This is a genomic window from Flavobacterium sp. DG1-102-2, from assembly GCF_033042555.1.
Lineage (GTDB): Bacteria > Bacteroidota > Bacteroidia > Flavobacteriales > Flavobacteriaceae > Flavobacterium.
This window is the reverse complement of record NZ_JAWLIK010000009.1, coordinates 77,939-98,771: the sequence shown is the minus strand read 5'-3', so window position 1 is coordinate 98,771 and position 20,833 is coordinate 77,939. Positions and strand designations below refer to the sequence as shown.

Annotated in this window: 22 protein-coding genes; 8 read left to right on the top strand and 14 right to left on the bottom strand. The window is 42.2% G+C overall.

The genetic code is table 11. The features are described from left to right. Window positions 1-45 precede the first annotated feature (45 nt). The gene (gene asnS, locus R1T16_RS13500) at window positions 46-1,479 is read right to left on the bottom strand and encodes an asparagine--tRNA ligase (protein WP_317501642.1); all 1,434 of its coding nucleotides are present in this window, start codon (window positions 1,477-1,479) and stop codon (window positions 46-48) included. Between the two features lie 250 nt (window positions 1,480-1,729). On the opposite strand from asnS, the gene R1T16_RS13495 reads away from it, so the two are divergent. Further along, window positions 1,730-2,056 carry a multidrug efflux SMR transporter gene (locus R1T16_RS13495; protein WP_317501641.1) on the top strand — a complete coding sequence of 109 codons (327 nt, stop codon included), beginning with the start codon at window positions 1,730-1,732 and terminating at the stop codon, window positions 2,054-2,056. A 199-nt stretch (window positions 2,057-2,255) separates the two neighbouring features. Here R1T16_RS13495 and R1T16_RS13490 read toward each other — a convergent pair whose 3' ends face one another. The 5 genes from R1T16_RS13490 to R1T16_RS13470 all read right to left on the bottom strand — a co-directional run bounded on the left by R1T16_RS13490 (window position 2,256) and on the right by R1T16_RS13470 (window position 7,225). Then, entirely contained in the window at window positions 2,256-4,751 is a 2,496-nt protein-coding gene (locus R1T16_RS13490; protein ID WP_317501640.1) for a DUF5686 family protein, read from the bottom strand. A gap of 76 nt (window positions 4,752-4,827) precedes the next feature. After that, the gene (locus R1T16_RS13485; protein ID WP_317501639.1) at window positions 4,828-4,989 is read right to left on the bottom strand and encodes a hypothetical protein; all 162 of its coding nucleotides are present in this window, start codon (window positions 4,987-4,989) and stop codon (window positions 4,828-4,830) included. 80 nt (window positions 4,990-5,069) lie between these two features. Further along, window positions 5,070-5,630, bottom strand: coding sequence for a ribosome recycling factor (frr, locus tag R1T16_RS13480; RefSeq protein WP_317501638.1), 561 nt, complete (start codon window positions 5,628-5,630; stop codon window positions 5,070-5,072). A 22-nt stretch (window positions 5,631-5,652) separates the two neighbouring features. After that, window positions 5,653-6,360 (bottom strand): UMP kinase, encoded by a 708-nt coding sequence (gene pyrH, locus R1T16_RS13475; protein ID WP_317501637.1) that lies wholly within the window; start codon window positions 6,358-6,360, stop codon window positions 5,653-5,655. Window positions 6,361-6,430: 70 nt separating this feature from the next. Then, window positions 6,431-7,225 carry a patatin-like phospholipase family protein gene (locus tag R1T16_RS13470; RefSeq protein WP_317501636.1) on the bottom strand — a complete coding sequence of 265 codons (795 nt, stop codon included), beginning with the start codon at window positions 7,223-7,225 and terminating at the stop codon, window positions 6,431-6,433. A gap of 100 nt (window positions 7,226-7,325) precedes the next feature. On the opposite strand from R1T16_RS13470, the gene R1T16_RS13465 reads away from it, so the two are divergent. Beyond that, the gene (locus R1T16_RS13465; protein ID WP_317501635.1) at window positions 7,326-7,949 is read left to right on the top strand and encodes a thioredoxin family protein; all 624 of its coding nucleotides are present in this window, start codon (window positions 7,326-7,328) and stop codon (window positions 7,947-7,949) included. A gap of 178 nt (window positions 7,950-8,127) precedes the next feature. Here R1T16_RS13465 and R1T16_RS13460 read toward each other — a convergent pair whose 3' ends face one another. From R1T16_RS13460 to R1T16_RS13430, 7 genes are all read right to left on the bottom strand, one after another. Next, a complete protein-coding gene (locus R1T16_RS13460; protein WP_317501634.1) occupies window positions 8,128-8,565 on the bottom strand; it encodes a hypothetical protein in 438 nt (145 codons plus the stop codon). 69 nt (window positions 8,566-8,634) lie between these two features. Continuing rightward, window positions 8,635-9,267 carry a YiiX/YebB-like N1pC/P60 family cysteine hydrolase gene (locus R1T16_RS13455; protein WP_317501633.1) on the bottom strand — a complete coding sequence of 211 codons (633 nt, stop codon included), beginning with the start codon at window positions 9,265-9,267 and terminating at the stop codon, window positions 8,635-8,637. Window position 9,268: 1 nt separating this feature from the next. Next, a complete protein-coding gene (locus R1T16_RS13450) occupies window positions 9,269-9,868 on the bottom strand; it encodes a hypothetical protein (RefSeq protein WP_317501632.1) in 600 nt (199 codons plus the stop codon). Then, window positions 9,846-10,544 (bottom strand): tRNA pseudouridine(55) synthase TruB, encoded by a 699-nt coding sequence (gene truB / locus R1T16_RS13445; protein WP_411162034.1) that lies wholly within the window; start codon window positions 10,542-10,544, stop codon window positions 9,846-9,848. Before truB ends, R1T16_RS13450 begins: the two co-directional genes overlap by 23 nt. 7 nt (window positions 10,545-10,551) lie before the next feature. Next, window positions 10,552-11,367 carry an undecaprenyl-diphosphate phosphatase gene (locus tag R1T16_RS13440; protein WP_317501631.1) on the bottom strand — a complete coding sequence of 272 codons (816 nt, stop codon included), beginning with the start codon at window positions 11,365-11,367 and terminating at the stop codon, window positions 10,552-10,554. Window positions 11,368-11,373: 6 nt separating this feature from the next. After that, window positions 11,374-11,688, bottom strand: a complete 315-nt coding sequence (locus R1T16_RS13435; RefSeq protein WP_317501630.1) for a DUF3098 domain-containing protein — start codon at window positions 11,686-11,688, stop codon at window positions 11,374-11,376. A 75-nt stretch (window positions 11,689-11,763) separates the two neighbouring features. Continuing rightward, window positions 11,764-12,636: a cell division protein FtsX gene (locus R1T16_RS13430; RefSeq protein ID WP_317501629.1), complete on the bottom strand. Its 873-nt coding sequence runs from the start codon at window positions 12,634-12,636 to the stop codon at window positions 11,764-11,766. A 211-nt stretch (window positions 12,637-12,847) separates the two neighbouring features. Between R1T16_RS13430 and R1T16_RS13425 the strand changes: the two genes are divergently transcribed. The 3 genes from R1T16_RS13425 (at window position 12,848) to R1T16_RS13415 (ending at window position 18,169) form a co-directional block, all read left to right on the top strand. Beyond that, complete coding sequence (locus R1T16_RS13425; RefSeq protein WP_317501628.1) at window positions 12,848-15,940, top strand: leucine--tRNA ligase; 3,093 nt, start codon at window positions 12,848-12,850, stop codon at window positions 15,938-15,940. Between the two features lie 513 nt (window positions 15,941-16,453). Further along, window positions 16,454-17,164, top strand: a complete 711-nt coding sequence (locus tag R1T16_RS13420) for a hypothetical protein (RefSeq protein ID WP_317501627.1) — start codon at window positions 16,454-16,456, stop codon at window positions 17,162-17,164. 306 nt (window positions 17,165-17,470) lie between these two features. Beyond that, window positions 17,471-18,169, top strand: a complete 699-nt coding sequence (locus R1T16_RS13415) for a zinc metallopeptidase (RefSeq protein WP_317501626.1) — start codon at window positions 17,471-17,473, stop codon at window positions 18,167-18,169. A gap of 63 nt (window positions 18,170-18,232) precedes the next feature. Here the strand turns inward: R1T16_RS13415 and R1T16_RS13410 are convergent, their stop codons facing one another. Continuing rightward, on the bottom strand, window positions 18,233-18,544 hold the full coding sequence (locus R1T16_RS13410; RefSeq protein WP_317501625.1) for a helix-turn-helix domain-containing protein: 312 nt from the start codon (window positions 18,542-18,544) through the stop codon (window positions 18,233-18,235). Window positions 18,545-18,817: 273 nt separating this feature from the next. Between R1T16_RS13410 and R1T16_RS13405 the strand changes: the two genes are divergently transcribed. The 3 genes from R1T16_RS13405 (at window position 18,818) to R1T16_RS13395 (ending at window position 20,814) form a co-directional block, all read left to right on the top strand. Beyond that, window positions 18,818-19,744, top strand: a complete 927-nt coding sequence (locus R1T16_RS13405) for a ClpXP adapter SpxH family protein (RefSeq protein WP_317501624.1) — start codon at window positions 18,818-18,820, stop codon at window positions 19,742-19,744. Between the two features lie 121 nt (window positions 19,745-19,865). Beyond that, window positions 19,866-20,300 carry a VOC family protein gene (locus R1T16_RS13400; RefSeq protein WP_317501623.1) on the top strand — a complete coding sequence of 145 codons (435 nt, stop codon included), beginning with the start codon at window positions 19,866-19,868 and terminating at the stop codon, window positions 20,298-20,300. 160 nt (window positions 20,301-20,460) lie between these two features. Further along, window positions 20,461-20,814: a hypothetical protein gene (locus R1T16_RS13395; protein ID WP_317501622.1), complete on the top strand. Its 354-nt coding sequence runs from the start codon at window positions 20,461-20,463 to the stop codon at window positions 20,812-20,814. The last annotated feature ends 19 nt before the right edge of the window (window positions 20,815-20,833 follow it).

The window sequence follows — 20,833 nt, the reverse complement described above, 5'->3', positions numbered from 1 at the left end:
GAGGCTTTCTCAATACTACTATCTCAATTCTCACTACTGAGAAAATTAAAATTCTGCGTTTTGCGGTGTCCTTGGGAAAGGAATTACGTCGCGGATGTTTGTCATACCTGTAACGAAAAGCACAAGGCGTTCAAACCCAAGTCCGAAGCCGGCGTGTGTAGCGGTTCCAAATCGACGGGTATCAAGATACCACCACAGTTCTTTTTCGTCGATGCCAAGCTCAGCGATCTTTTCAAGAAGCACGTCAAGGCGTTCTTCTCTTTCCGACCCTCCAACAATCTCACCGATACCAGGGAAAAGGATATCCATGGCACGTACGGTTTTCTTGTCTTCGTTAAGCCTCATGTAGAATGCTTTAATTTTTGCAGGATAATCGTAAAGGATTACCGGGCATTTAAAGTGTTTCTCAACAAGGAAACGCTCGTGCTCACTTTGTAAGTCGGCGCCCCATTCTTCAATGATATAGTTGAATTTCTTGTTCTTGTTAGGCTTAGAGTTCTTAAGGATATCAATAGCCTCAGTATAGCTTACGCGTTTAAAGTTATTTTCCAGTACAAACTGAAGTTTTTCAAGCAAGCCCATTTCACTGCGCTCTGCCATCGGTTTGCTTTTCTCCTCGTCAGTCAAACGCTGGTTAAGGAAAGCAAGATCGTCTTTACATTTGTCAAGCGCATATTTTATCACATACTGGATAAAATCTTCCGCAAGGTCCATGTTATCGTCAAGGTTATTAAAAGCAACCTCAGGCTCAACCATCCAGAATTCGGCAAGGTGGCGCGATGTGTTAGAGTTTTCTGCACGGAATGTAGGCCCGAAAGTGTAAATCTGACCTAATGCCATTGCAAATGTCTCTCCCTCAAGCTGTCCTGATACGGTAAGGTTTGTTTCCTTCCCGAAGAAATCCTGCTTGTAGTCTACTTTTCCTTCTTCATTTAATGGAGGATTGCCAACAGGGAGCGATGTTACCTGGAACATTTCGCCTGCGCCCTCAGCATCAGATCCTGTAATGATAGGCGTGTTTACATACACAAAACCTTTTTCCTGAAAATATTGGTGAATAGCAAACGACAGTACCGAACGTACTCTCATTACGGCGCCAAACACGTTGGTACGCACACGAAGGTGGGCGTTTTCACGTAAAAATTCAAGCGAATGTTTTTTAGGCTGCATAGGGAATTTTTCAGGGTCAGAATCTCCCAAAATCTCTATGCTTTTAACCTGTACTTCATATTTTTGTCCTGCGCCCTGGCTTTCGGTAAGGTTACCTTTTACAGCTACAGCAGCGCCGGTTGTAATGCGTTTTAGCGTTTCGGCAGGCGTATTTTCAAAATCAACAACACACTGAATATTATTTATAGTAGATCCGTCATTAAGGGCTATAAACTGATTATTCCTAAAAGTTCTTACCCATCCTTTTACTAATACATCATCAACAGGCTTCGCGCTGTTAAGCAGGTCTTTAACTTTTGTGTGCTTCATTTTTTAAAAATTTAAACTTTGTTTTAAGGTTATGCACCTGTTTGGCAACATAATGCAAATGCCTGCAAATGTAGTAAAAAGCACAAAAAGGTGTAGTGTTCAAAAGCCACGAATTGCACAAATTTGCATAAATTTATTACTGTGGCGATTTATTACCGATAAATGCCTGTTGCGTTTGGTAAAATATAATTTAACAAATGTAAAATATGAATGGCAGGGGTAAGGCTACCTTTGCATAAAAAGTCAAGTCATGAACTGGATATTACTGATCATTGCCGGATTGTTTGAAGTTGGTTTTGCTTCCTGCCTTGGTAAGGCCAAAGAAACCACAGGTGCAATTTCCAATTACTGGATGGGCGGCTTTTTTGTCTGCCTTACTATTAGTATGGTGCTTTTATATAAAGCTACACAAACATTGCCTATAGGTACAGCCTATGCGGTTTGGACGGGAGTCGGCGCAGTAGGCACTGTACTGGTCGGGATTATTGTTTTTAAAGAGCCGTCAGATTTCTGGAGGCTGTTCTTTATTACTACACTTATCGCTTCGATCGCGGGGTTGAAGTTTGTGTCGCATTAGAGAAGGTTTGCAAACTTTTTAAAAAGAACCTTACTTTTTATGGCCTCACCCCCGGCCCCTCTCCAGCGGAGAGGAAAGGTTTTTAGATTGATTTGTTTTATCTTAGGTTTTTATCTCATAAGCTAACCAGATGGATAATACTACCAATTTTGATGATTTATAAATGAAGGATCCCAATAGCTGTTGCGGAGCGTGAGGATTAAAACAAATTCAACACAAAAGACAGCTTAACCGAAATATTCCTGTCAAAGCGTTCCAGGTGATAAGGGCCGTAACGGTAGAATGCTGAGATACCAACGATGCTAAAGATCTCATTCAGTTCCACGCCGCTTTCATAATAGCCTTTCTCAAGGGTGTTGAATTCGATACCCAGATGGTCGTTCTTGTCATGCATATTACCCCAGGCGGCACGGGTTACCAGTACAGGAGCCATTTTAAATTTACCCGAAATGGTAAATTTCCTAAAGGCATGTTTCAGCTGCCCCATGACATACTGGCTGGAAAAGAATTCATTGAAATACATCGTCTCAAAACCATTCTTTCCGGCGAAGGTAATACGTGCCAGTATGCCATCCTTATCAAGGTTATTGGGCGACGTACTGTACAGATGCGTTATAGGTGTATTGCCCAGGGCTATACCGGTCTGGAAAAGCCCAGAAGTTTTCTGGCCGTTAAGGTATTTTTTCTCAAATTCGGCGCGGGCATCCAGCTTACTGAAGGTGAAATCGCTGTCAAGAAAATTAGAAAGCGACTGCGTATACTGAAAAGCAAATTTTGGAAATCGCTTTTCGGTCTCGATCCGTCCTTCAGGGGTCTGCATATAATCACTAAACGGATTCCATTGTATTGCCAGCGAGGCTGTAGTAAGATTAAACAGCTTGTACGATGAACCGTCCGGCATGTAGGTGTAGCCAAATTTTGGGTCTATACGGCTGCGGGTAAGCTGCCATACGCTCTCACTTTTTGGAACTATCTTGGTCTGGATGTACGCCTGGTACGTTTGATGATTGTAGAACGTTAAAAGGTTGATAAGCCTGGGGTCATAAATCTTAAACGTCTTTCTGTCGGTAGCAAAATAAGTACTGGCAATTTCGGTGATATCATCGGTATAGGATATGCCTATCCATGAACTCGAAAAATTGCCTACGCGCACAGCCGCGCCTAATCCATATTTAAACGTTCCGTCTTTAGTTCCGTAGGCACCGTAACCGCTCAGGCGAAATGTTTCGGCAAATTTATTATTGGTCACAAAACCGGCACCAACCCTAAAACCTTCATAATTGTTGTAACGTATTATTCGCTGAAGGTCGATATCGAGCGGACCAACCGGAAAATAACCGTTAATTATCCTCTTGCCTTTAATGAGTATCTGTTCCCAGTTCTCTTTAGCGACAATGCTGTCCATCTCACTGTAGGTAGTAATGCTTCGGGAATCGAGTGTATCGGGGCGGAAGTTGTTCCAATAGCTTTCGGGCCTGTTTATGGCCTCTTCCTTAATGTCAATGGCTACGCCCTCCCTGCGGATGGTTACGGGAATATCGAATTTCTTGTCAAAGTTCCCGGATTCTGAGTACACATAAACAAGGTCAGACGGTTCGGTATCACGCTTGCGCTTACCGGTGCTTTCAGCGTCAAACTTAATTGTTTCCCCTAATATCTTTATGTCCTGCTTGTTATTGCCTTTTACGATCTTAAGTGTTTTCCTGTCAGGAAACCAAAGTCCTTTTTCCTTTTCGTAACTAAAAAAATGGGTAGAGGTAATATCCAATACGTTTTTGATACGGAAAATAGCCTTGGCCATTCCATAGTTTTTAGTGTCTATGTAAATAACGCCTTCAATCCTTTTTTTCTTCTTTTTGTCTTTAGGATAAAAGTGTATCATATACACATCGCGGCTGTCTATGGAGACAGTATCCAATATCTTGTAATTGTATTCTTCAATGGCATCAGAAGCCAGTGGCCCTTCATACTTCGTTTCAAGTATATCTATCTTATCGGTGTATACCGAATACGACTGTATCTTAAGGCTTATCAGTTCGTACAACGGACGTTTAAAGCCTGCCATGCGTGTTGCCAGCACATTTTCTTTTAAGCCCTGTTTGCGGTTGTACAAAAAATCTGAAACCTTTTCCGTCTGGTATATGTGCCTCTTTTCAACCAGTTTTTTGAATTTGAAGTCGGTTGAATCTATCTTTTTAAGGATTCTGGCCGCTTTTTCGTAACCATAAACCGAATCCAATGCCCCTGAGATGGAATCAGGATTGGCGGTAACGATAAGGCGTTCGTATGTTCTATAGCTAAAGCTGTTCAGTTTTTGCTGCGGGTCGTTTACTATCCTGCCCTTAATGGCCCTTTTTATAATTCCCGTTACCGGATTTTCGCCGTTGATAACCAGCTCGTTCATCGTTTCGGGATTAGGCTCTAATGGCACCGAATAAAAAGTACGGCCAGGGGTGATCTTAAACGAACGGTCTTTATAATTTAGGTAGGAAACAGTGAAAATTTCGTAGAGTTTGGCGTTTTCAAGAACAAACCTGCCGTCAACATCCGCAATAAGGCTTTTGCCATTCTGCTGGTATACGGTAGCAAATGATAGTACCTGGCCGGTTTCGCCGTCTTTTACGATACCCGTAATGGCATGCTGCGCCATACAGGTGGTAGAAATAAAAAAGAACAAAAACGCAAGTATTCTCATGTAGTCTTTATAGCTAAACGAAGCAAAAGGCAAATTGTTACGCAAAGATAGGATTATTAAAAATCAGATTTGATGATTACCAGTTCTTCATTCCTTCCAGAAGTTCATCATCTGTTAAATACTTCCCATGTTTAATATCTGCGCTTCCTTTCTCAAGTTTTGCTTTATAGCTTTCAAGGTCTAATGGGGTGCCGTCTGCGGCGTAGGCTACTATATGCTGATTATTTATATTCTCCATATTATAAAGATATAATACAATAACGGATTACGGTTGACTTTATGATATACTAAAAATCCGCCACGATGGACGGATTTTCATTATACTTTCATTATCTCAGCTTCCTTCACGACAAGCAGTTCATCAATTTTTTTGATATAACTGTTGGTCAGGTCCTGTATGCTTTCTTCAGCGCCTTTGCAGGCATCTTCAGATACGCCGTCTTTTTCAAGTTTTTTAATGTCGTTGTTTGCGTCTTTACGCACGTTACGCACACCAATTTTAGCATCCTCAGCTTCTGCCTTAGCCTGTTTGGCAAGATCTCTCCTGCGTTCTTCTGTAAGGGCAGGTACATTGATGATAATGTTATCACCGTTGTTCATTGGGTTAAACCCGAGGTTAGCGATCATGATAGCTTTCTCAATAGGGTGCAGCATTGCTTTTTCCCAAGGCTGGATTGTTATCGTCCTTGCATCAGGCACATTAATGTTTGCTACCTGAGATAGTGGTGTCTGCGAACCGTAATAGTCTACAAACACACCTCCAAGCATTGCCGGAGTTGCCTTGCCGGCACGGATGTTAAGGAATTCTTTTTCAAGGTGGGCAATAGACCCGTCCATTGATTCTTTTGCGCTGTCTAAGATAAAATCAATCTCTTCCATGGTGTAATTTTATGCTAAAAAATTAAACGTTTACAGTAGTTCCTATAAGTTGGCCTTCGCAAATCCTTACAAGGTTGCCTTCTTTGTTCATATCAAACACGATGATCGGCAGCTCGTTTTCCTGGCTAAGGGTAAAGGCAGTAGTATCCATAACATTAAGGCCTTTTTGCAGTACATCATTAAAGGTAAGCGTGTCATATTTTACTGCCGTAGGATCTTTTTCAGGATCTGCAGTATAAATTCCGTCTACGCGTGTTCCTTTAAGGATAACATCGGCGTGAACCTCCACACCCCTTAATACGGCAGCCGTATCGGTAGTAAAATATGGGTTACCTGTTCCTGCTCCAAATATTACGATCCTTCCTTTTTCAAGGTGGCGCACAGCCCTTCTTTTTATATATGGTTCGGCAATAGCCTCAATTTTTAATGCAGTCTGCAGGCGTGTAGGCATACCGGCATCTTCAAGGGCGCCCTGTAGTGCCATTCCGTTAATAACAGTGGCAAGCATACCCATGTAATCTCCCTGAACCCTGTCCATGCCATTGCTGGCTCCGGCCACACCCCTAAAAATGTTTCCTCCGCCTATAACGATGGCTATTTCTACACCTTTATCGTGTATTTGCTTTATCTCTGCAGCATATTCGGCAAGCCTCTTAGGGTCAATGCCATATTGCCTGTCGCCCATAAGGGCTTCGCCACTTAGCTTTAACAGGATTCTCTTGTATTTCATAGGGTAAATTTTGACTGGTGCAAATATAGTAATAAATGTTTTTCCTGAAATACAAATTTATGCTTCCGTATTACGGCAGCGGCTCAGCTGGTATCAGCTCCCCGTGCGATTTTCTGGCGGCTTCGTACCCAATGTTGAAAATCTCGTCCATCTTGAACTTATTGGTCTCAAAAGTACTGTACATTGCCAGTTCGTCAGGTGCTATAACCCAGTCGCATAGCGTAAATTTCTGCATATTGGTATTGGCCGAAAGCAAATCATACGCACGCGTGGTTACCGATCGTATGGTACGCAGGTCGCCTGCATCAATTTTCTGGATCGGGCTTACATAAATGCCAATAAGGTTATCACAGCGCCCCTGCAGTATATCGGTAGGAAAGTGGTTAATGATGCCGCCATCGCTGTACAGCCTGCCGTCTATTTCATAAGGCGAGATGATGCCGGGAAAGGCAGATGAAGCCAGTACGGCATCGGCAATTTTTGTTTCAGGGCCAAAGATCCTGAGCTTTCCTGATACTAAGTCGGTCGCCGTAAGGTGCATCTTGTATTTCATATCGCCTAATGTGGCATCCTGAAATACCGATGTAAAGTAGTCACGAAAAGCTTCAGAGTCGATAAAACCTGCCTTACGGAAGGTGAAATGTTTCCAGTGGAAAAAATAAATGGATTTAAAGAATTCCAGTATCTCTTCGGGTTTTTTGCCCCAGGCGTATAAAGACGACACTATGGCACCCGAACTGGTTCCTGCTATATGAGACGGCTCAAGGCCTATTTCGTCAAAATATTTTAAAACACCCGCATGGGCAATGCCTTTTGAGCCCCCGCCCGAAAGTACAAGTCCTAAAGAACCCCCGTCAATTTTCATTACACTAATTATTTACTGACTAAATTACAGTTTTTTATTGAATGGTCTTTTTTTTGATGTATTAAAAGTATCATTAATTTTGTATAAAAAATTGAAGGATATGAACGTTACCACATCATTAATTACAGATAGCATAAATAAAAGCTATTCGTATGCCCAATACAGGGATCATGTAACAACATTGCTTAAAGACGGACTCGCGACAGGCAGCACCCAGAGTGAAGACCTTACGCATTACAGTACGCTTAACGAGGTGCGTATGAACCGCCTTGATAAGACCATTGCTATACCCGACGAAATAAAACACAAACTGGGCAAGCTAAAAAAACACCATACCCTGTTGGTAATCTCCGAAGGATGGTGCGGTGATGCCGCGCAGATCCTTCCTGTCATCAATAAAATGGCATCAGAAAACAGTGCTATCGACCTTAAGATCGTGCTGCGTGATGAAAACGACGAACTGATGAACGATTACCTTACCAATGGCGCACGCTCGATACCGAAACTTGTTTTGGTAGAAACCGATACGCTTACCGCAAGGGGTAGCTGGGGGCCACGCCCTCACGATGCTGCAAAGCTTATCATGGATAATAAAGAAAAATACGGAGCAGTAACCGCCGAGGCCAAAGAGGAACTGCAAAAATGGTACCTGCACGATAAAGGCCACAGCACTATGGAAGAATTGCTGTTGCTGCTGGAGAACGCTGAGAATATAACCCCCTAACTCCCAAATGGGGAATTTGGAAAAAAACTTGCCCCTGACTTTTGTCGGGGGTATTTTTTTGTTTTTTTGATTAAGGTAAAAGAGAAATTATTGAACGCGGATGACGCGGATTTTGGTAGATTAACGCAGATTTTTTCGCACTTTGTCCTTGCGGGCGAATTGCAACAACTTTGTAATCTTAATAAAATCCTCTAAGCGTATTGCTGTAAATTATATTGTAATCCTTTGTGCTTTCTGCATCTTTCGAGATATAAATAAATTTATACTTGCTGTTCTTCTTTGGAGGAAGTTTAAAAGAATATTTTGATTTCAGATCTGTAATTAGGATTTCCTGTTGGTTTTTAACCCTGATTATTTCTGCCAATCCAAGGACTCTGTCGGTTACGAGCGTATCTGAAAAAATTATTTCATTACCATTTTTTACTTCAATTATTTCGTTAGATAAAAAACCATCAGTAAAAAATAAAGCGGAGTAAATAGAGTCTTTTGCTTTAAGTGTATTTAAGAATTTAATAGTAGAGGTATCTATAGGATATGAAGATTTATTATACTCAAACTTCGGACTTGAGCACATTATAAAGGCTAACAGCAACGGCAAATAATAGAGTTTTTTCATTTTTATTTATTTTAAATTGCTTCGTTGCTCGCAATAACCATAATCTCAGCATCGGACCTCTAGCAACTATTAACTGCCAACCGGCAACCAACTCACAATCTCAATCTTATCTGATGTAGACATTCCTCCAGGATTACACCCGGGCTGACCTTCGGGGATTGGTTTATTGATGGCTTTGTAATAGTCTGTCCAGGCAGGAAAGAAATCATTTGTGCCGGGTTGTTTATAGATCATAGGGAAAAGCTGAAAGAACGGCTTGTTGTTGTTAGCAGCCTTAAAAGCATCGTATATCAGTTCAGAGCAATAGTAGCTGCCGTTGTTGTAAACATATTCCTCGTCATACGGCACGCCCATCTGCTGTAGCGAAAAAGCAATCGCATCAGGAATGAGCTTTTTGTATTTCTTCTTCAGGCGGCCAATGAGCATTGGTTTCCTGGTATTCTTTGAAAATTTTTCTAAGGTAGAAAGGCGAACGGCCTTGCCGGCGGCTTCTATAATATAAATGGTGTCGTTGCGGTGCAGCACCATGCCCATGTGGCTGAAATCGTTACCCTTGTAGCCTTCGGTTACGGCTTCAATGGCATCGCAGAGCGGGCCGCAATCCATATCCTGAAACAGCATGTCGCCATCCAGTAGTTGTGCCTTTTGCTGTGCAAAAGCCGATGATAGTGATAGTAAGAAGAGTAGCAGGAATTGTTTCATGTCAGTCAAAATTAAGGATGCAGATGCCAAGGCTGATGGTGCTTACCTGTTTAATGTCATATACGCCGAATCCGTAATAATTAGCTTCAACAAAAAAGCCAAGGTTTTCATCGTCGGTAAAGCCCAGCCTGTATTTTTGATAAAGCCCCGAAAGATCGCCGCGTCCTAATGCAAACGCCTTGCCTACGCCATACTGAAAGATCATGGCGGTATCATCGTTAAATTTTGGGCGCAGGATTATTGATCCATAAACAGGAGCTGCAACTAGTTTGGGAGATATCATTCCGTCTATGCCTGCGTTAAGGCTAAGCGCTATAGTCTGCCCTGTGTGAAATCCAAAACCGCCCTGAAAGTTGAGGCCATCAGGCAGGAACCATGATTTATTCTGCTCTCCGGTATAAGGATCGTTTGTGCCATATTCAGGATTTGCCCTGAAGGGCAGCGAAAAAGAGAAATTGGAAAAAGCACCAATTTTACCAAAGAATGGCTTTTTCTCTTTTGTATCGGTAATGTCGCGGGTAATATATACCGTTTGGGCATGGCTGTAAAACCCTGCTAAAAGTACTGCAGGCAGTATTTTAAGCAGATACCGTAACTTCATCTTCAAAAGCTTGGGGTGAAATGGCATCTTCAACAGAGAATTCGCCAATTTTCGTACGGCGCAGTACCGTTAAGTGAGCGCCTGAATTTAGCGCTTTGCCAAAGTCGCTGGCAAGCGAACGTATGTAAGTACCCTTGCTGCATACTACCCTGAAATCAATTTCAGGCAGCGCAATACGGGTAATCTCAAATTCGTGTATGGTGGTTTTCCTGAAAGCAATCTCAACCTCTTCTCCCGCGCGGGCGTGTTCATACAGCCTTTTTCCGTCTTTTTTTATAGCCGAAAATACAGGAGGCTGCTGGTCTATCTCGCCTAAAAATTGCGGCAGGGTATCGTGGATCAGCGCTTCGGTAATATGTTCTGTGGGAAAGATAGTGTTTACCTCGGTTTCAAGGTCAAACGACGGGGTAGTGCCGCCCAGCATAAAAGTGCCTGTGTACTCTTTAGGCATGCCCTGAAGTTCCATAATACGCTTGGTAAATTTACCGGTACATACTATTAATAGCCCGGTAGCAAGCGGGTCTAATGTACCTGCGTGGCCTACCTTTATTTTTTTGAGGTTAAGGTGTTTCTTAAGCGCCCATTTTACTTTGTTTACAGCCTGAAAAGAACTCCATGTTAATGGCTTATCTATCAGTACTACTTTTCCTTCCTGGAAATCTTCGGGTGAAGCCACGATGCTACTATTTATAAATTGTAAAATAAGCCAGCAATGCGGCGCCAACTACGATTCGGTACCAGCCCCATGGCTGGAATCCGTATTTTTTAATGATGCCTATAAAACCTTTAATGGCGATAATGGCAACTATAAAAGCAATCACATTGCCCACAAGAAACATCTTCATGTTTTCACTGCTTTGCATAAGCAGTTCGTATCCTTTAATGTCTAATCCTGTCTGATGGTATTTTTTCACGAATACCGAATATACTGTAACAGCTGCCATGGTAGGCACGGCAAGAAAGAAAGAGAATTCGGCAGCGGCCTGGCGGGTAAGCTTTTGCTGCATACCGCCGATTATAGATGCTGCTGCACGGCTGGTGCCCGGCATCATGGCAAGGCACTGCCAAAAGCCTATGGTTACCGCTTTTTTTACGGTAATTTGCTCTTCGTTGTATATTGTAGGGTTCTTAAAGAAATTGTCTATAAAGAGTAATACGATACCGCCCAGTATCAAAACGATGGCGATAGGGATAGGGTCGCCAAGGGCTGCATCTATCATATCGTCAAAAATATAACCCAGTACCAGTGCAGGTATAACTGCACAGGCAAGTTTTACATAAAAACTCAATTTGCTGAAATCAAGAAATTTTTTCCAGTACAATGCCACTACGGCCAGTATGGCGCCAAATTGAATGGACACCTGGAAAAGTTTAACGAAATCGTCTTCCTGTATGCCATAGTATGAACTTGCAAAGATCATGTGGGCGGTAGACGATATAGGCAGGTATTCGGTAAGTCCTTCTATAATAGCAAGGAAAATACTTTGGATAAAATCCATCTAATATTACTTTTTGTTGGTAAAATTCTTGATTGGCTTGTCTTCTGGAAAGGTCTCTCCGGCAGGTTTTTCCGTCGTAGTACCCGGGTTTTTAAGAATGGCATAAATAGTAACACCAAAGCCTATAAGCACAACTGTTGGCGCAAGCCTTATCCTCCTGAAATTAAAGATCGCATCGCTGAATACTTTAGGGTCGTCGCTGCCACCGCCGGCCATTAGTATAAAGCCCAGGGCAATAACACCTATGCCTATTAAAAGTATCTTATAGTTTACCTTTTCAAAAAGGAAATGCGTTTTTATTTCGTTGTTGTTTTGATCCATTGTTTTAGTTTTTGTCCGATGTCGGAGGTCCGATGCAGGGAGTAGCTTGTTATTTGGAAATTGTTATTTGAAATTTTAGTATAAATCGTCTGTCCTTAAATTAAGGAAACGCTGCGTTGCAAAAAACGTGCTTATGGTAGATATGATGATTCCAAATGCCAGCACGCCCGAAAGCACAATGGCTGTAGGTACCCAGTCTTCCCAAATGTTAAGTACCGGGAAGGCACCGTCAAGGTAGTATACCAGCCATATCAGCGCAGCAATGGCAAGCAGTGAGCCTATAAGCCCGAGTTTGATGCCTCTCCATATAAACGGTTTGCGGATAAACGATTTTGTAGCGCCTACCATCTGCATTGTTTTGATGGTAAAACGGTGCGAATAGATGGAAAGCCTTAGTGAACTGTTGATCAGCAGCATTGATATTACTACCAGTACGCCGCTTATGATAAGTATCCAGAATGATATCTTTTTTATGTTTTCGTTAGCGATTTCTACAAGCGTGTTGTCATAGCTTACGTCGCCTACATCAGGGTTAGAGCGAAGTTCAACCTCTATTTCCTTGATCTCTTTTGGCTGAACGTAATTACCTTTAAGGCGCACGTCATACGAGTCTAAAAGCGGGTTGTTGTCCAGCAGGGTTTCGTAGTCGCCTACAATGTCCGGGTTGTTTTTTGCAGCATCTTCTTTAGATACATATTTGCTGTCCTTAATATATTTTGAATTCATCAGCATAACGCCAAAAGCCTGTTTGGTACTGTCTGTAGCTTCCCTTTTAAAATAGATTGTCATGGGGATGTTCTCCTTAACATGGCTCGATATTTTTTCGGTATTGATAACAAACAATCCCAGTGCGCCCAGGAGCGTAAGCACTATGAAGATGCACAGTATAACAGAAAAATAAGAAGAGATCAGTCGTCTTTTCTGGAACTTTTCAAAAGATATGGACATAGATTAGATTTTAGCTGTAAAAATAAATAAACTATTTCGTTTACGCGTAGTTTATAACGGGCAAAGTTTTGACTTTCGTACAATAAGCGTAAATTTGCTTTTTTTGAGGGGCTAAGGCCCTTAGGTACTGAGTGACTTAGGTTTCCTGTTGAAGCCGCACAAAAACCTAAGAACCTTAGCCCCTAAGCAACTAAGAACCTTTTTAAGAAAAATGAGATATAATCCAAACGAAATTGAGGCCAGGTGGCAGAAATACTGGGCAGAGAACGGCACTTTTAGTGCAGAGGACGTAAGCGATAAACCTAAATATTATGTGCTGGATATGTTTCCGTACCCATCAGGGGCGGGACTGCACGTAGGCCACCCGCTGGGCTACATAGCATCTGATATTTATGCGCGCTACAAACGCCATACCGGTTTCAATGTACTGCATCCGCAGGGTTATGACAGCTTTGGCCTTCCGGCAGAGCAGTATGCCATACAAACGGGGCAGCACCCTGCCATTACTACCGAAGCCAATATTAACCGTTACCGCGGGCAGCTGGACAGGATAGGTTTTTCGTTTGACTGGGACAGGGAGGTGCGTACCTCTAACCCCGAATATTATAAATGGACACAGTGGATATTTATCCAGCTGTTCAACTCATGGTACAATAAAGATGCCGATAAAGCCGAAGACATCAGTACGCTTACAGCAAAGTTTGAAGCAGAGGGTAATGCAAACGTAAATGCCGTAAGCGATGATAACATTGCTGTATTTACCGCTGACGAATGGAACGGCTACAGCAAAGGAGAGCAATCTAAAGTACTTTTAAAATACAGGCTTACCTACCTAGCTGAGACCGAAGTAAACTGGTGCCCGGCACTGGGAACGGTGTTGGCTAACGACGAGATTGTAAACGGCGTTTCTGAAAGGGGAGGCTACCCGGTTATCCGTAAAAAGATGACACAATGGAGCATGCGTATTTCGGCCTATGCCGAGAGGATGCTTCAGGGGCTTGATACAATCGACTGGACAGAATCGCTTAAGGAAAGCCAGAGGAACTGGATAGGCAAATCGGTTGGGGCAAGCGTTTCGTTTAAGGTACTTACTGCCGACGAAGCTGCCGATGCAAAAGAGGCTGAAAAAGGACTTGGACTTAAAAGCCTGATAGATGACCTTACAGGGAACTTTAATGATAATACGGACGAAGACAAATTTATAGAGGTGTTTACTACACGTCCTGATACTATTTTTGGCGTTACGTTTATGACTCTCGCTCCGGAGCACGAACTTGTTGCTCAGATAACAACACCAGCGCAAAAAGCGGCTGTAGATGCTTATGTAGAGGCAAGTGCTAAACGAAGTGAACGCGAGCGTATGGCAGATGTCAAGACAATATCAGGTGTGTTTACAGGGGCGTATGCCGAGCATCCGTTCACAAAAGAGCCAATTCCTGTATGGATAGGCGATTACGTGCTTGCCGGTTACGGTACAGGAGCGGTAATGGCGGTGCCTGCAGGCGACCAGCGCGATTATGATTTTGCGAAACATTTTAATATTGAGATAAAAGATATATTCGCCCCCCAGCCCCCAAAGGGGGAGGAAGCTGACGGAGCAGAAATGCTGGAAGCTTTTACCGAAAAAGGAGGTTTTAAATTAAAGAATTCTGATTTCCTTGACGGTATGGGTTATAAAGAGGCTACTAAGAAAGTTATTGCCTCTCTGGAAGATTACGGACAGGGCAGGGGCAAGACCAACTACCGCCTGCGCGATGCTGTCTTCAGCCGCCAGAGGTACTGGGGCGAGCCATTCCCGGTATATTATGTAAACGGCGCGCCGCAAATGATAGCGACCGAACATTTACCGGTTCGCCTTCCGGATGTAGAGAAATACCTTCCTACCGAAGACGGACAGCCGCCATTAGGCAATTCTAAAGAGTGGGCTTGGAGCATTACAGAAAACAAAATAGTGTCTAACGACCTTATAGATAATGTGACTGTGTTCCCGTTAGAGCTTAACACGATGCCGGGATGGGCAGGAAGCTCATGGTATTGGTTGCGCTATATGGATCCGCATAACAATGATGCCCTTGTAAGCGAAAAAGCCGAAGCCTACTGGCAGAACGTTGATCTTTACATAGGCGGCAGCGAGCATGCTACAGGCCACTTATTGTATAGCCGTTTCTGGAATAAGTTCCTTAAAGACATGGGCTATATTAATCAGGAGGAGCCATTTAAAAAACTGATCAACCAGGGGATGATATTGGGTACAAGTGCATTTATTCACGTGTATCAGTTGAATGCTGTTGCCAAAGCAGGACCAGATACTGCCGATGTGCCGCAAAGGATTCCATTTATGATCTCTGAAAAGATTTACAAGAACATAGCTGAAGGAAGATCGTCTAACACCATCGAAAAATGGCTTGAGGAGAAATATGGAGAGAAAAGCACATGGAACTTTGAAGTGAGCTATACTCCGGCTGACCTTATAAAACGTAATGTTGATATCTCATTGCTAAAAGGCCTTACTGACGAGCTTGATGTTGACGCCTTTAAGAAAAGCGCTTTAGATAAAGATTTGGCTGAAGCTGTTGTTCTTACCGATGATGAAGGTAAATACATTGTTACCCGCGAGGTAGAAAAAATGTCGAAGTCCAAATATAATGTTGTAACACCGGATGATATCTGCGAGCAGTATGGCGCTGATACACTTCGCCTTTACGAAATGTTCTTAGGTCCGCTGGAACAAGCAAAACCATGGAATACTGCGGGTATTACGGGGGTATCAGGCTTCCTTAAAAAGCTTTGGAAACTGTACTTTGATGATAACGGGCTTATAGTAACCAGCAACCCTGGAAGCGCCGAGGCCTATAAAACCCTGCACAGAACTATTAAAAAGGTTCAGGAGGATATAGAGAACTTCTCATTCAATACATCGGTGAGTTCGTTTATGATTGCGGTGAATGAGCTTACAGCCATGAATTGCCATGAGCGTACAATCCTTGAACCGCTTGCTGTCCTTATCTCTCCGTATGCGCCGCATATGGCAGAAGAGCTTTGGAGCAGGTTAGGGCACCAGGGCAGTATCGCTACTGTTCCGTTTCCTAAATTCAACCCCGAGTATCTTGTGGAAAGCAGTAAAGAATATCCGGTATCGTTTAATGGTAAGACACGTTTTACCATCGAACTGCCTATGGATATGAGCACTGCCGATATAGAAAAAGCCATCCTTGCCGATGAGCGTACAGCACAGCAGCTTAACGGCGGCGCCCCTAAAAAGGTAATTGTTGTACCGGGCAGGATTATTAATATTGTGATGTAATTAGGTCCTGCAAGGTTTTCAAAACCTTGTAGTCTAAAATTATATAAACCTACAGGGGTCTTTAAGGCCTTTCAGGTTAGGAATAAAGCCCTGAAAGCAATTTGCTTTCAGGGCTTTTGTATTTCTGTTCTTTTGTCTTGAAACAGGCAGCACCAAAAATTCAGGGTTCTAACTCCTTAAGACACAAATTACCTCGTTCGGCTAAACCATTCGAACTCGCTTTTGGTTCAAACAGCGAATGCTTATTAAAGCCTTTCTCCATAATTTGCTTACGCAACAGGGCTAAATGCCAAACTTCACTCTTATGCTGTAATGCATCAAATCATTTGAACTTCAAAATAGAATTGTCCCAATTTTACAATTTTTATACTTTTTTTTCTTATAAATTTGCGGAATGAAAATCATTTCCGCAACGCTTAAAATGCTGTAAAATAAGGTGTTTCGGACTACTTTTTTGCTATTTTTGGCATGCTCTTTGGTTTTCAGAAAACAAATCAATTAAAATCAATCATAATGAAAAAAATCACACTTACCCTAATTGCCCTATTGGGAATGAACGCTGTAATGACGGCGCAGGAAACCACGACAGACAGTACATCTGTTACTAAAACACGTTATGTTCATAACAGCAAAGACCGTTTTAATTTTTATTACGGGTTTGGTGTCAATGTTTTTGGTGATTATAAACTTAACGACAAACTGAAACCGGCACAACTGCCAACCATAGGTACCACAGCTCCTGAGATTACAGTTGGGTTTAATTACATGCCTTCAGACAGTCATTTTTATCATGATCTTGAACTTGCTGTAGCTTATATGGATGATAAGACATCGGCCAACAGGATAAAGACTGCTGTAACATCATTCAGGATAAGGCCTCACTATAAGATTATAGATAACACAAAAATGTTCTTTTCGGCAGGTATTGACGGAGGGATTGCTACAACAATCCTTAACCTTTACAGCAGAGGCAACAGGATAGACCTTAACAACCCTAATCCGGGCACACATACAGGGCACATAAACATGAACAGTACACAGTTTATATTAGGACCGTCTGTAGCGCTGGCGCTTTTTCAGGACAGCTTCCCGGTACGTATAAATGCAGGATACAACATAGGTCTTTCAAGAGGGCGCTGGAAATCTGATGTTGCAGAGGTAGACAATGCGGTAAAGGAAAGCGGACTTGGCAATTTTTACGCAAAAGTACTTATAGGCTTCTAATAGTTACTTAGGAGTTATATATGATGGGGCTGTCTCAAAAGTGTCATTTTGAGCGACTAGAGGGCTATGCCCGACTGGCGAAGCAAACGAAGTGTAGTCGAAAAATCTCAACTGATTTTTTAGAGATTTCTCTATTCCGCTACGCTTCAATCGAAATGACAAAACGGCTATAAAATTACTTTTGAGACAGCCCTTCTTTCTGTTTATGTAACTGACATTCACTGACAAATTTTCATATTTAGCCAATCGTTAACGTACTGGCGTTACTTTTGATTGTATATTACAAATCAAAAAAACGAATAAGATATGTTAGGATATTATGTATTGATAGGTCTTATAGCGCTGGTAAGCTTTGCTGTAAGCGCAAAACTGAAATCTAAATTTGAATACTACTCTAAAGTACACCTGCGCAACGGCATGAGCGGTGCAGAGATCGCCCAGAAAATGCTTAGCGATAACGGCATTTATGATGTAAGGGTCATTTCTACCCCTGGACGCTTAACTGACCACTATAACCCTGCCGACAAAACGGTTAACCTTAGCGAAGCGGTATACAACGAACGTAATGCTGCGGCTGCGGCTGTTGCAGCACACGAAGTGGGTCACGCCGTTCAGCATGCTACGGCATACAGTATGCTAAAACTGCGTTCACAGCTCGTACCTGTAGTTAATATAGGTTCTGGGCTTGCGCCCATGGTTATAGTTATAGGGCTTGTAATGGGAGCGGCTGCACAAATAGGTATTGGTTATTATGTGGCTATCGCCGGGCTGGTGCTTATGGCTTTTGTAACGTTGTTCAGCTTTATTACGCTTCCGGTAGAATATGATGCCAGTAACCGCGCCCTTGCATGGCTAAAGAATAAAAACATGCTTACGCCACAGGAATATGACGGTGCCCAGGATTCCCTTAAATGGGCTGCGCGTACTTATGTAGTCGCGGCAATTGGCGCACTTGCTACACTTTTATATTGGGCACTCCAGGTATTTGGCGGGTCAAGGAGGTAAAACTCCTTTCTATATATAGCGTGAAAATCCGCTTCGGTACTACCGGGCGGATTTTTTTATTTACTATCCTGCCGAAAATAATTCAAGCTGCCTGAATACCGGCACCAGTGACTTTCCTTTTTCAGAAAGTGTATATTCTATATGAAGCGGTTTAAGCTGAATGGTTTCTTTTTCCAGCAATCCGCTTTCATGCAATTCCCTTAATGCTGTTGCAACAGATTGTTTGTTAGAGCCTTTTAAATCTCTTAATAAGGCGTTGAACCTCACGGGACCATCTACTGCAGACAAAAATATCTGCGGTTTCCATTTGCCCGAAAGCTGTTTTAATAGCCCTTCTGCCGGGCATCCATTATCATTATTCTGATCTTTTTCCATAGTCACGTTTTTTTGACTAATTGACTCGCATGCCAAATAAGTTCAACTTTGCGGTAAATATATCAATTATATCAAACCAACAGCCACCAAAACAAACCTAAAGTTGACTTTTGTATTCCTGCCTGTGATTATATTATCGGTAGGCAGGATTACTGAGTATTTCATGATGTTTACCATCTAACCTTAAGCGTAAAGCAAGTGAAGATTTCAAACGCGGTAGTCCTGCTTGCACTCATGTGCTGCTTAGGATGCCAAAGCCAAACGAAGAAAGAGATGAAAGACGATAAAGCAAATCCATTGCTATGTGATCCCGCTACCGGCATGTGCGAAATGCAAGAACAGGCAGGAACAACAGCTCAGGTATCAATTACGCCTGTAACAAAGCCTGTAAAGATCATTTATTACACAGATCCTATTTGTTCGTCCTGCTGGGGTATTGAGCCGCAGCTGCGAAAGCTTAAGCTTGAATACGGCGATTACGTTGAAATTGAATACCGCATGGGCGGCCTCCTGCCCGACTGGAGCTATAACAGCGGAGGTATTAGCAAACCGGCAGACGTTGCCCATCACTGGGATGAGGCAAGCGCACATTATGAAATGCCGATAGACGGAGACGTATGGCTTGAAGATCCTTTGGATTCGTCTTACCCTGCCTGCATTGCCATGAAGGCAGCCCAACTTCAGGATAAGCAAAAGGCAGTTAAGTTTATGCGCATCCTCAGGGAGATGCTGTACCTCAACAAGAAGAATATTGCAAAATGGCAGTATATTAATGAAGCGGCAACCCTTGCCGGACTTAATACCGAAAAACTGAAAAAGGACTATGAAGGGCCTGCAAAGAAACTTTTTGAGGAGGATTTGGAGATGGCAAGGAACCTGGGCGTACGCGGGTTTCCTACACTCTTCTTTTCTGACGGTTCAGGAAACCAGTTAAAGGTATACGGGTCAAAACAGTATGATGCTTATGAGAATGCGCTCAAAGCAACATTCCCTGAAGTCAAAAAGAAACCCGTGGGCAGCGATAGTGTTTTGGAACTGTTCACTATGTATCCTACACTTGCCATAAAAGAGGCTGCAGTTATACTAGGTATTACCACTGCTAATGTGAGAACGCTTCTTGATGCGGAGCATAGTAAAGGGAACTTAGATATGAAGAATAGTAAAAATGGCATTCTATATATAAAGAAACAGAAGAATTAATTTTTGGGGTAAAAATCCGCTGCGGTGACGACCAAAGCGGATTTTTTTATGCTTATTACTGAAGATCAAAATCATGCGCTTTTTTTTGTAGTATTGTAGTATAAACAATGAAGCAAAACACATGAGAGCAATTAACCCGTGGATCAATTTTAATGGAAATGCTCAGGAAGCATTCAACTTTTATAAATCGGTTTTTGGCGGAGAGTTTACTAAGATTGTTCGTTTTAAAGACCTGGCAAGTGATGAGTTCATTGTGCCCGAAAGTGAAGCTGATAAACTCATGTACATTGCCTTGCCGTTAGGTAAAAACAATGTACTGATTGCTAATGATGTTCCCGAATTTATGGGGCGGGTTAGCGAAAACGAGAACAGGTCTAAGATAGCAGTTGCTGCCGAAAGCCGTGAAGAAGCCGACACACTATTTAACGGACTATCGGCTGGTGGCACAGTAGAAGGACCTATTGGCGAGAGCCCGTGGGGTACTTATGCCGGGATGTTTAGGGATAAATATGGCATTGAATGGATTATTGAATTTGACCCGACTGCAGTTGGTTAATGTAATACGACCAAATAGTAATCTTAGAAATTGATTTGTGTTAGTGTGGGCACGAGCGAGACGCTCGCGCCAGCAGGGGGAGTGACGGAGTTAGAGCTAAATTTCATTTTGAAAATAATCTAATAGAGTCAGCATATCCATTTTTATAAAAACAACAACCATGAATCAAAATATAATAAACCAATACAAAATATCATTAGTTAATAAATGGATAAATATTCCGGGTGAGTCGCCATTTTACATAAAAGTTATATCAACTAATAATATTTACTTAACAGATTTTCTGATGGAATGGAATGCGGAAGAAATAAATGAATATCTCATTCCAGAAATTGATAAAGTTTTAAATGGTAATGAATTAGAATTTGAAACAGGTTCTGAAACTACAACTATGACTATAGGGCCGATAAGTACAATATTTTTTATCGATAATGTAGGTGCTGATTATCCTCAAATACCTACTCCCGATTTAAGAGAAATTGTTATAGGTTGGAAAGAATATTTAGAAAGCTAAAAACATACCATACTTTATT

Excerpts from the sequence above, each read along its gene's own strand:
- asnS (WP_317501642.1), bottom strand. The coding sequence starts at position 1,479 with ATGAAGCACACAAAAGTTAAAGACCTGCTTAACAGCGCGAAGCCTGTT.
- R1T16_RS13495 (WP_317501641.1), top strand. The coding sequence starts at position 1,730 with ATGAACTGGATATTACTGATCATTGCCGGATTGTTTGAAGTTGGTTTT.
- R1T16_RS13490 (WP_317501640.1), bottom strand. The coding sequence starts at position 4,751 with ATGAGAATACTTGCGTTTTTGTTCTTTTTTATTTCTACCACCTGTATG.
- R1T16_RS13485 (WP_317501639.1), bottom strand. The coding sequence starts at position 4,989 with ATGGAGAATATAAATAATCAGCATATAGTAGCCTACGCCGCAGACGGC.
- frr (WP_317501638.1), bottom strand. The coding sequence starts at position 5,630 with ATGGAAGAGATTGATTTTATCTTAGACAGCGCAAAAGAATCAATGGAC.
- pyrH (WP_317501637.1), bottom strand. The coding sequence starts at position 6,360 with ATGAAATACAAGAGAATCCTGTTAAAGCTAAGTGGCGAAGCCCTTATG.
- R1T16_RS13470 (WP_317501636.1), bottom strand. The coding sequence starts at position 7,225 with ATGAAAATTGACGGGGGTTCTTTAGGACTTGTACTTTCGGGCGGGGGC.
- R1T16_RS13465 (WP_317501635.1), top strand. The coding sequence starts at position 7,326 with ATGAACGTTACCACATCATTAATTACAGATAGCATAAATAAAAGCTAT.
- R1T16_RS13460 (WP_317501634.1), bottom strand. The coding sequence starts at position 8,565 with ATGAAAAAACTCTATTATTTGCCGTTGCTGTTAGCCTTTATAATGTGC.
- R1T16_RS13455 (WP_317501633.1), bottom strand. The coding sequence starts at position 9,267 with ATGAAACAATTCCTGCTACTCTTCTTACTATCACTATCATCGGCTTTT.
- R1T16_RS13450 (WP_317501632.1), bottom strand. The coding sequence starts at position 9,868 with ATGAAGTTACGGTATCTGCTTAAAATACTGCCTGCAGTACTTTTAGCA.
- R1T16_RS13440 (WP_317501631.1), bottom strand. The coding sequence starts at position 11,367 with ATGGATTTTATCCAAAGTATTTTCCTTGCTATTATAGAAGGACTTACC.
- R1T16_RS13435 (WP_317501630.1), bottom strand. The coding sequence starts at position 11,688 with ATGGATCAAAACAACAACGAAATAAAAACGCATTTCCTTTTTGAAAAG.
- R1T16_RS13430 (WP_317501629.1), bottom strand. The coding sequence starts at position 12,636 with ATGTCCATATCTTTTGAAAAGTTCCAGAAAAGACGACTGATCTCTTCT.
- R1T16_RS13425 (WP_317501628.1), top strand. The coding sequence starts at position 12,848 with ATGAGATATAATCCAAACGAAATTGAGGCCAGGTGGCAGAAATACTGG.
- R1T16_RS13420 (WP_317501627.1), top strand. The coding sequence starts at position 16,454 with ATGAAAAAAATCACACTTACCCTAATTGCCCTATTGGGAATGAACGCT.
- R1T16_RS13415 (WP_317501626.1), top strand. The coding sequence starts at position 17,471 with ATGTTAGGATATTATGTATTGATAGGTCTTATAGCGCTGGTAAGCTTT.
- R1T16_RS13410 (WP_317501625.1), bottom strand. The coding sequence starts at position 18,544 with ATGGAAAAAGATCAGAATAATGATAATGGATGCCCGGCAGAAGGGCTA.
- R1T16_RS13405 (WP_317501624.1), top strand. The coding sequence starts at position 18,818 with ATGAAAGACGATAAAGCAAATCCATTGCTATGTGATCCCGCTACCGGC.
- R1T16_RS13400 (WP_317501623.1), top strand. The coding sequence starts at position 19,866 with ATGAGAGCAATTAACCCGTGGATCAATTTTAATGGAAATGCTCAGGAA.
- R1T16_RS13395 (WP_317501622.1), top strand. The coding sequence starts at position 20,461 with ATGAATCAAAATATAATAAACCAATACAAAATATCATTAGTTAATAAA.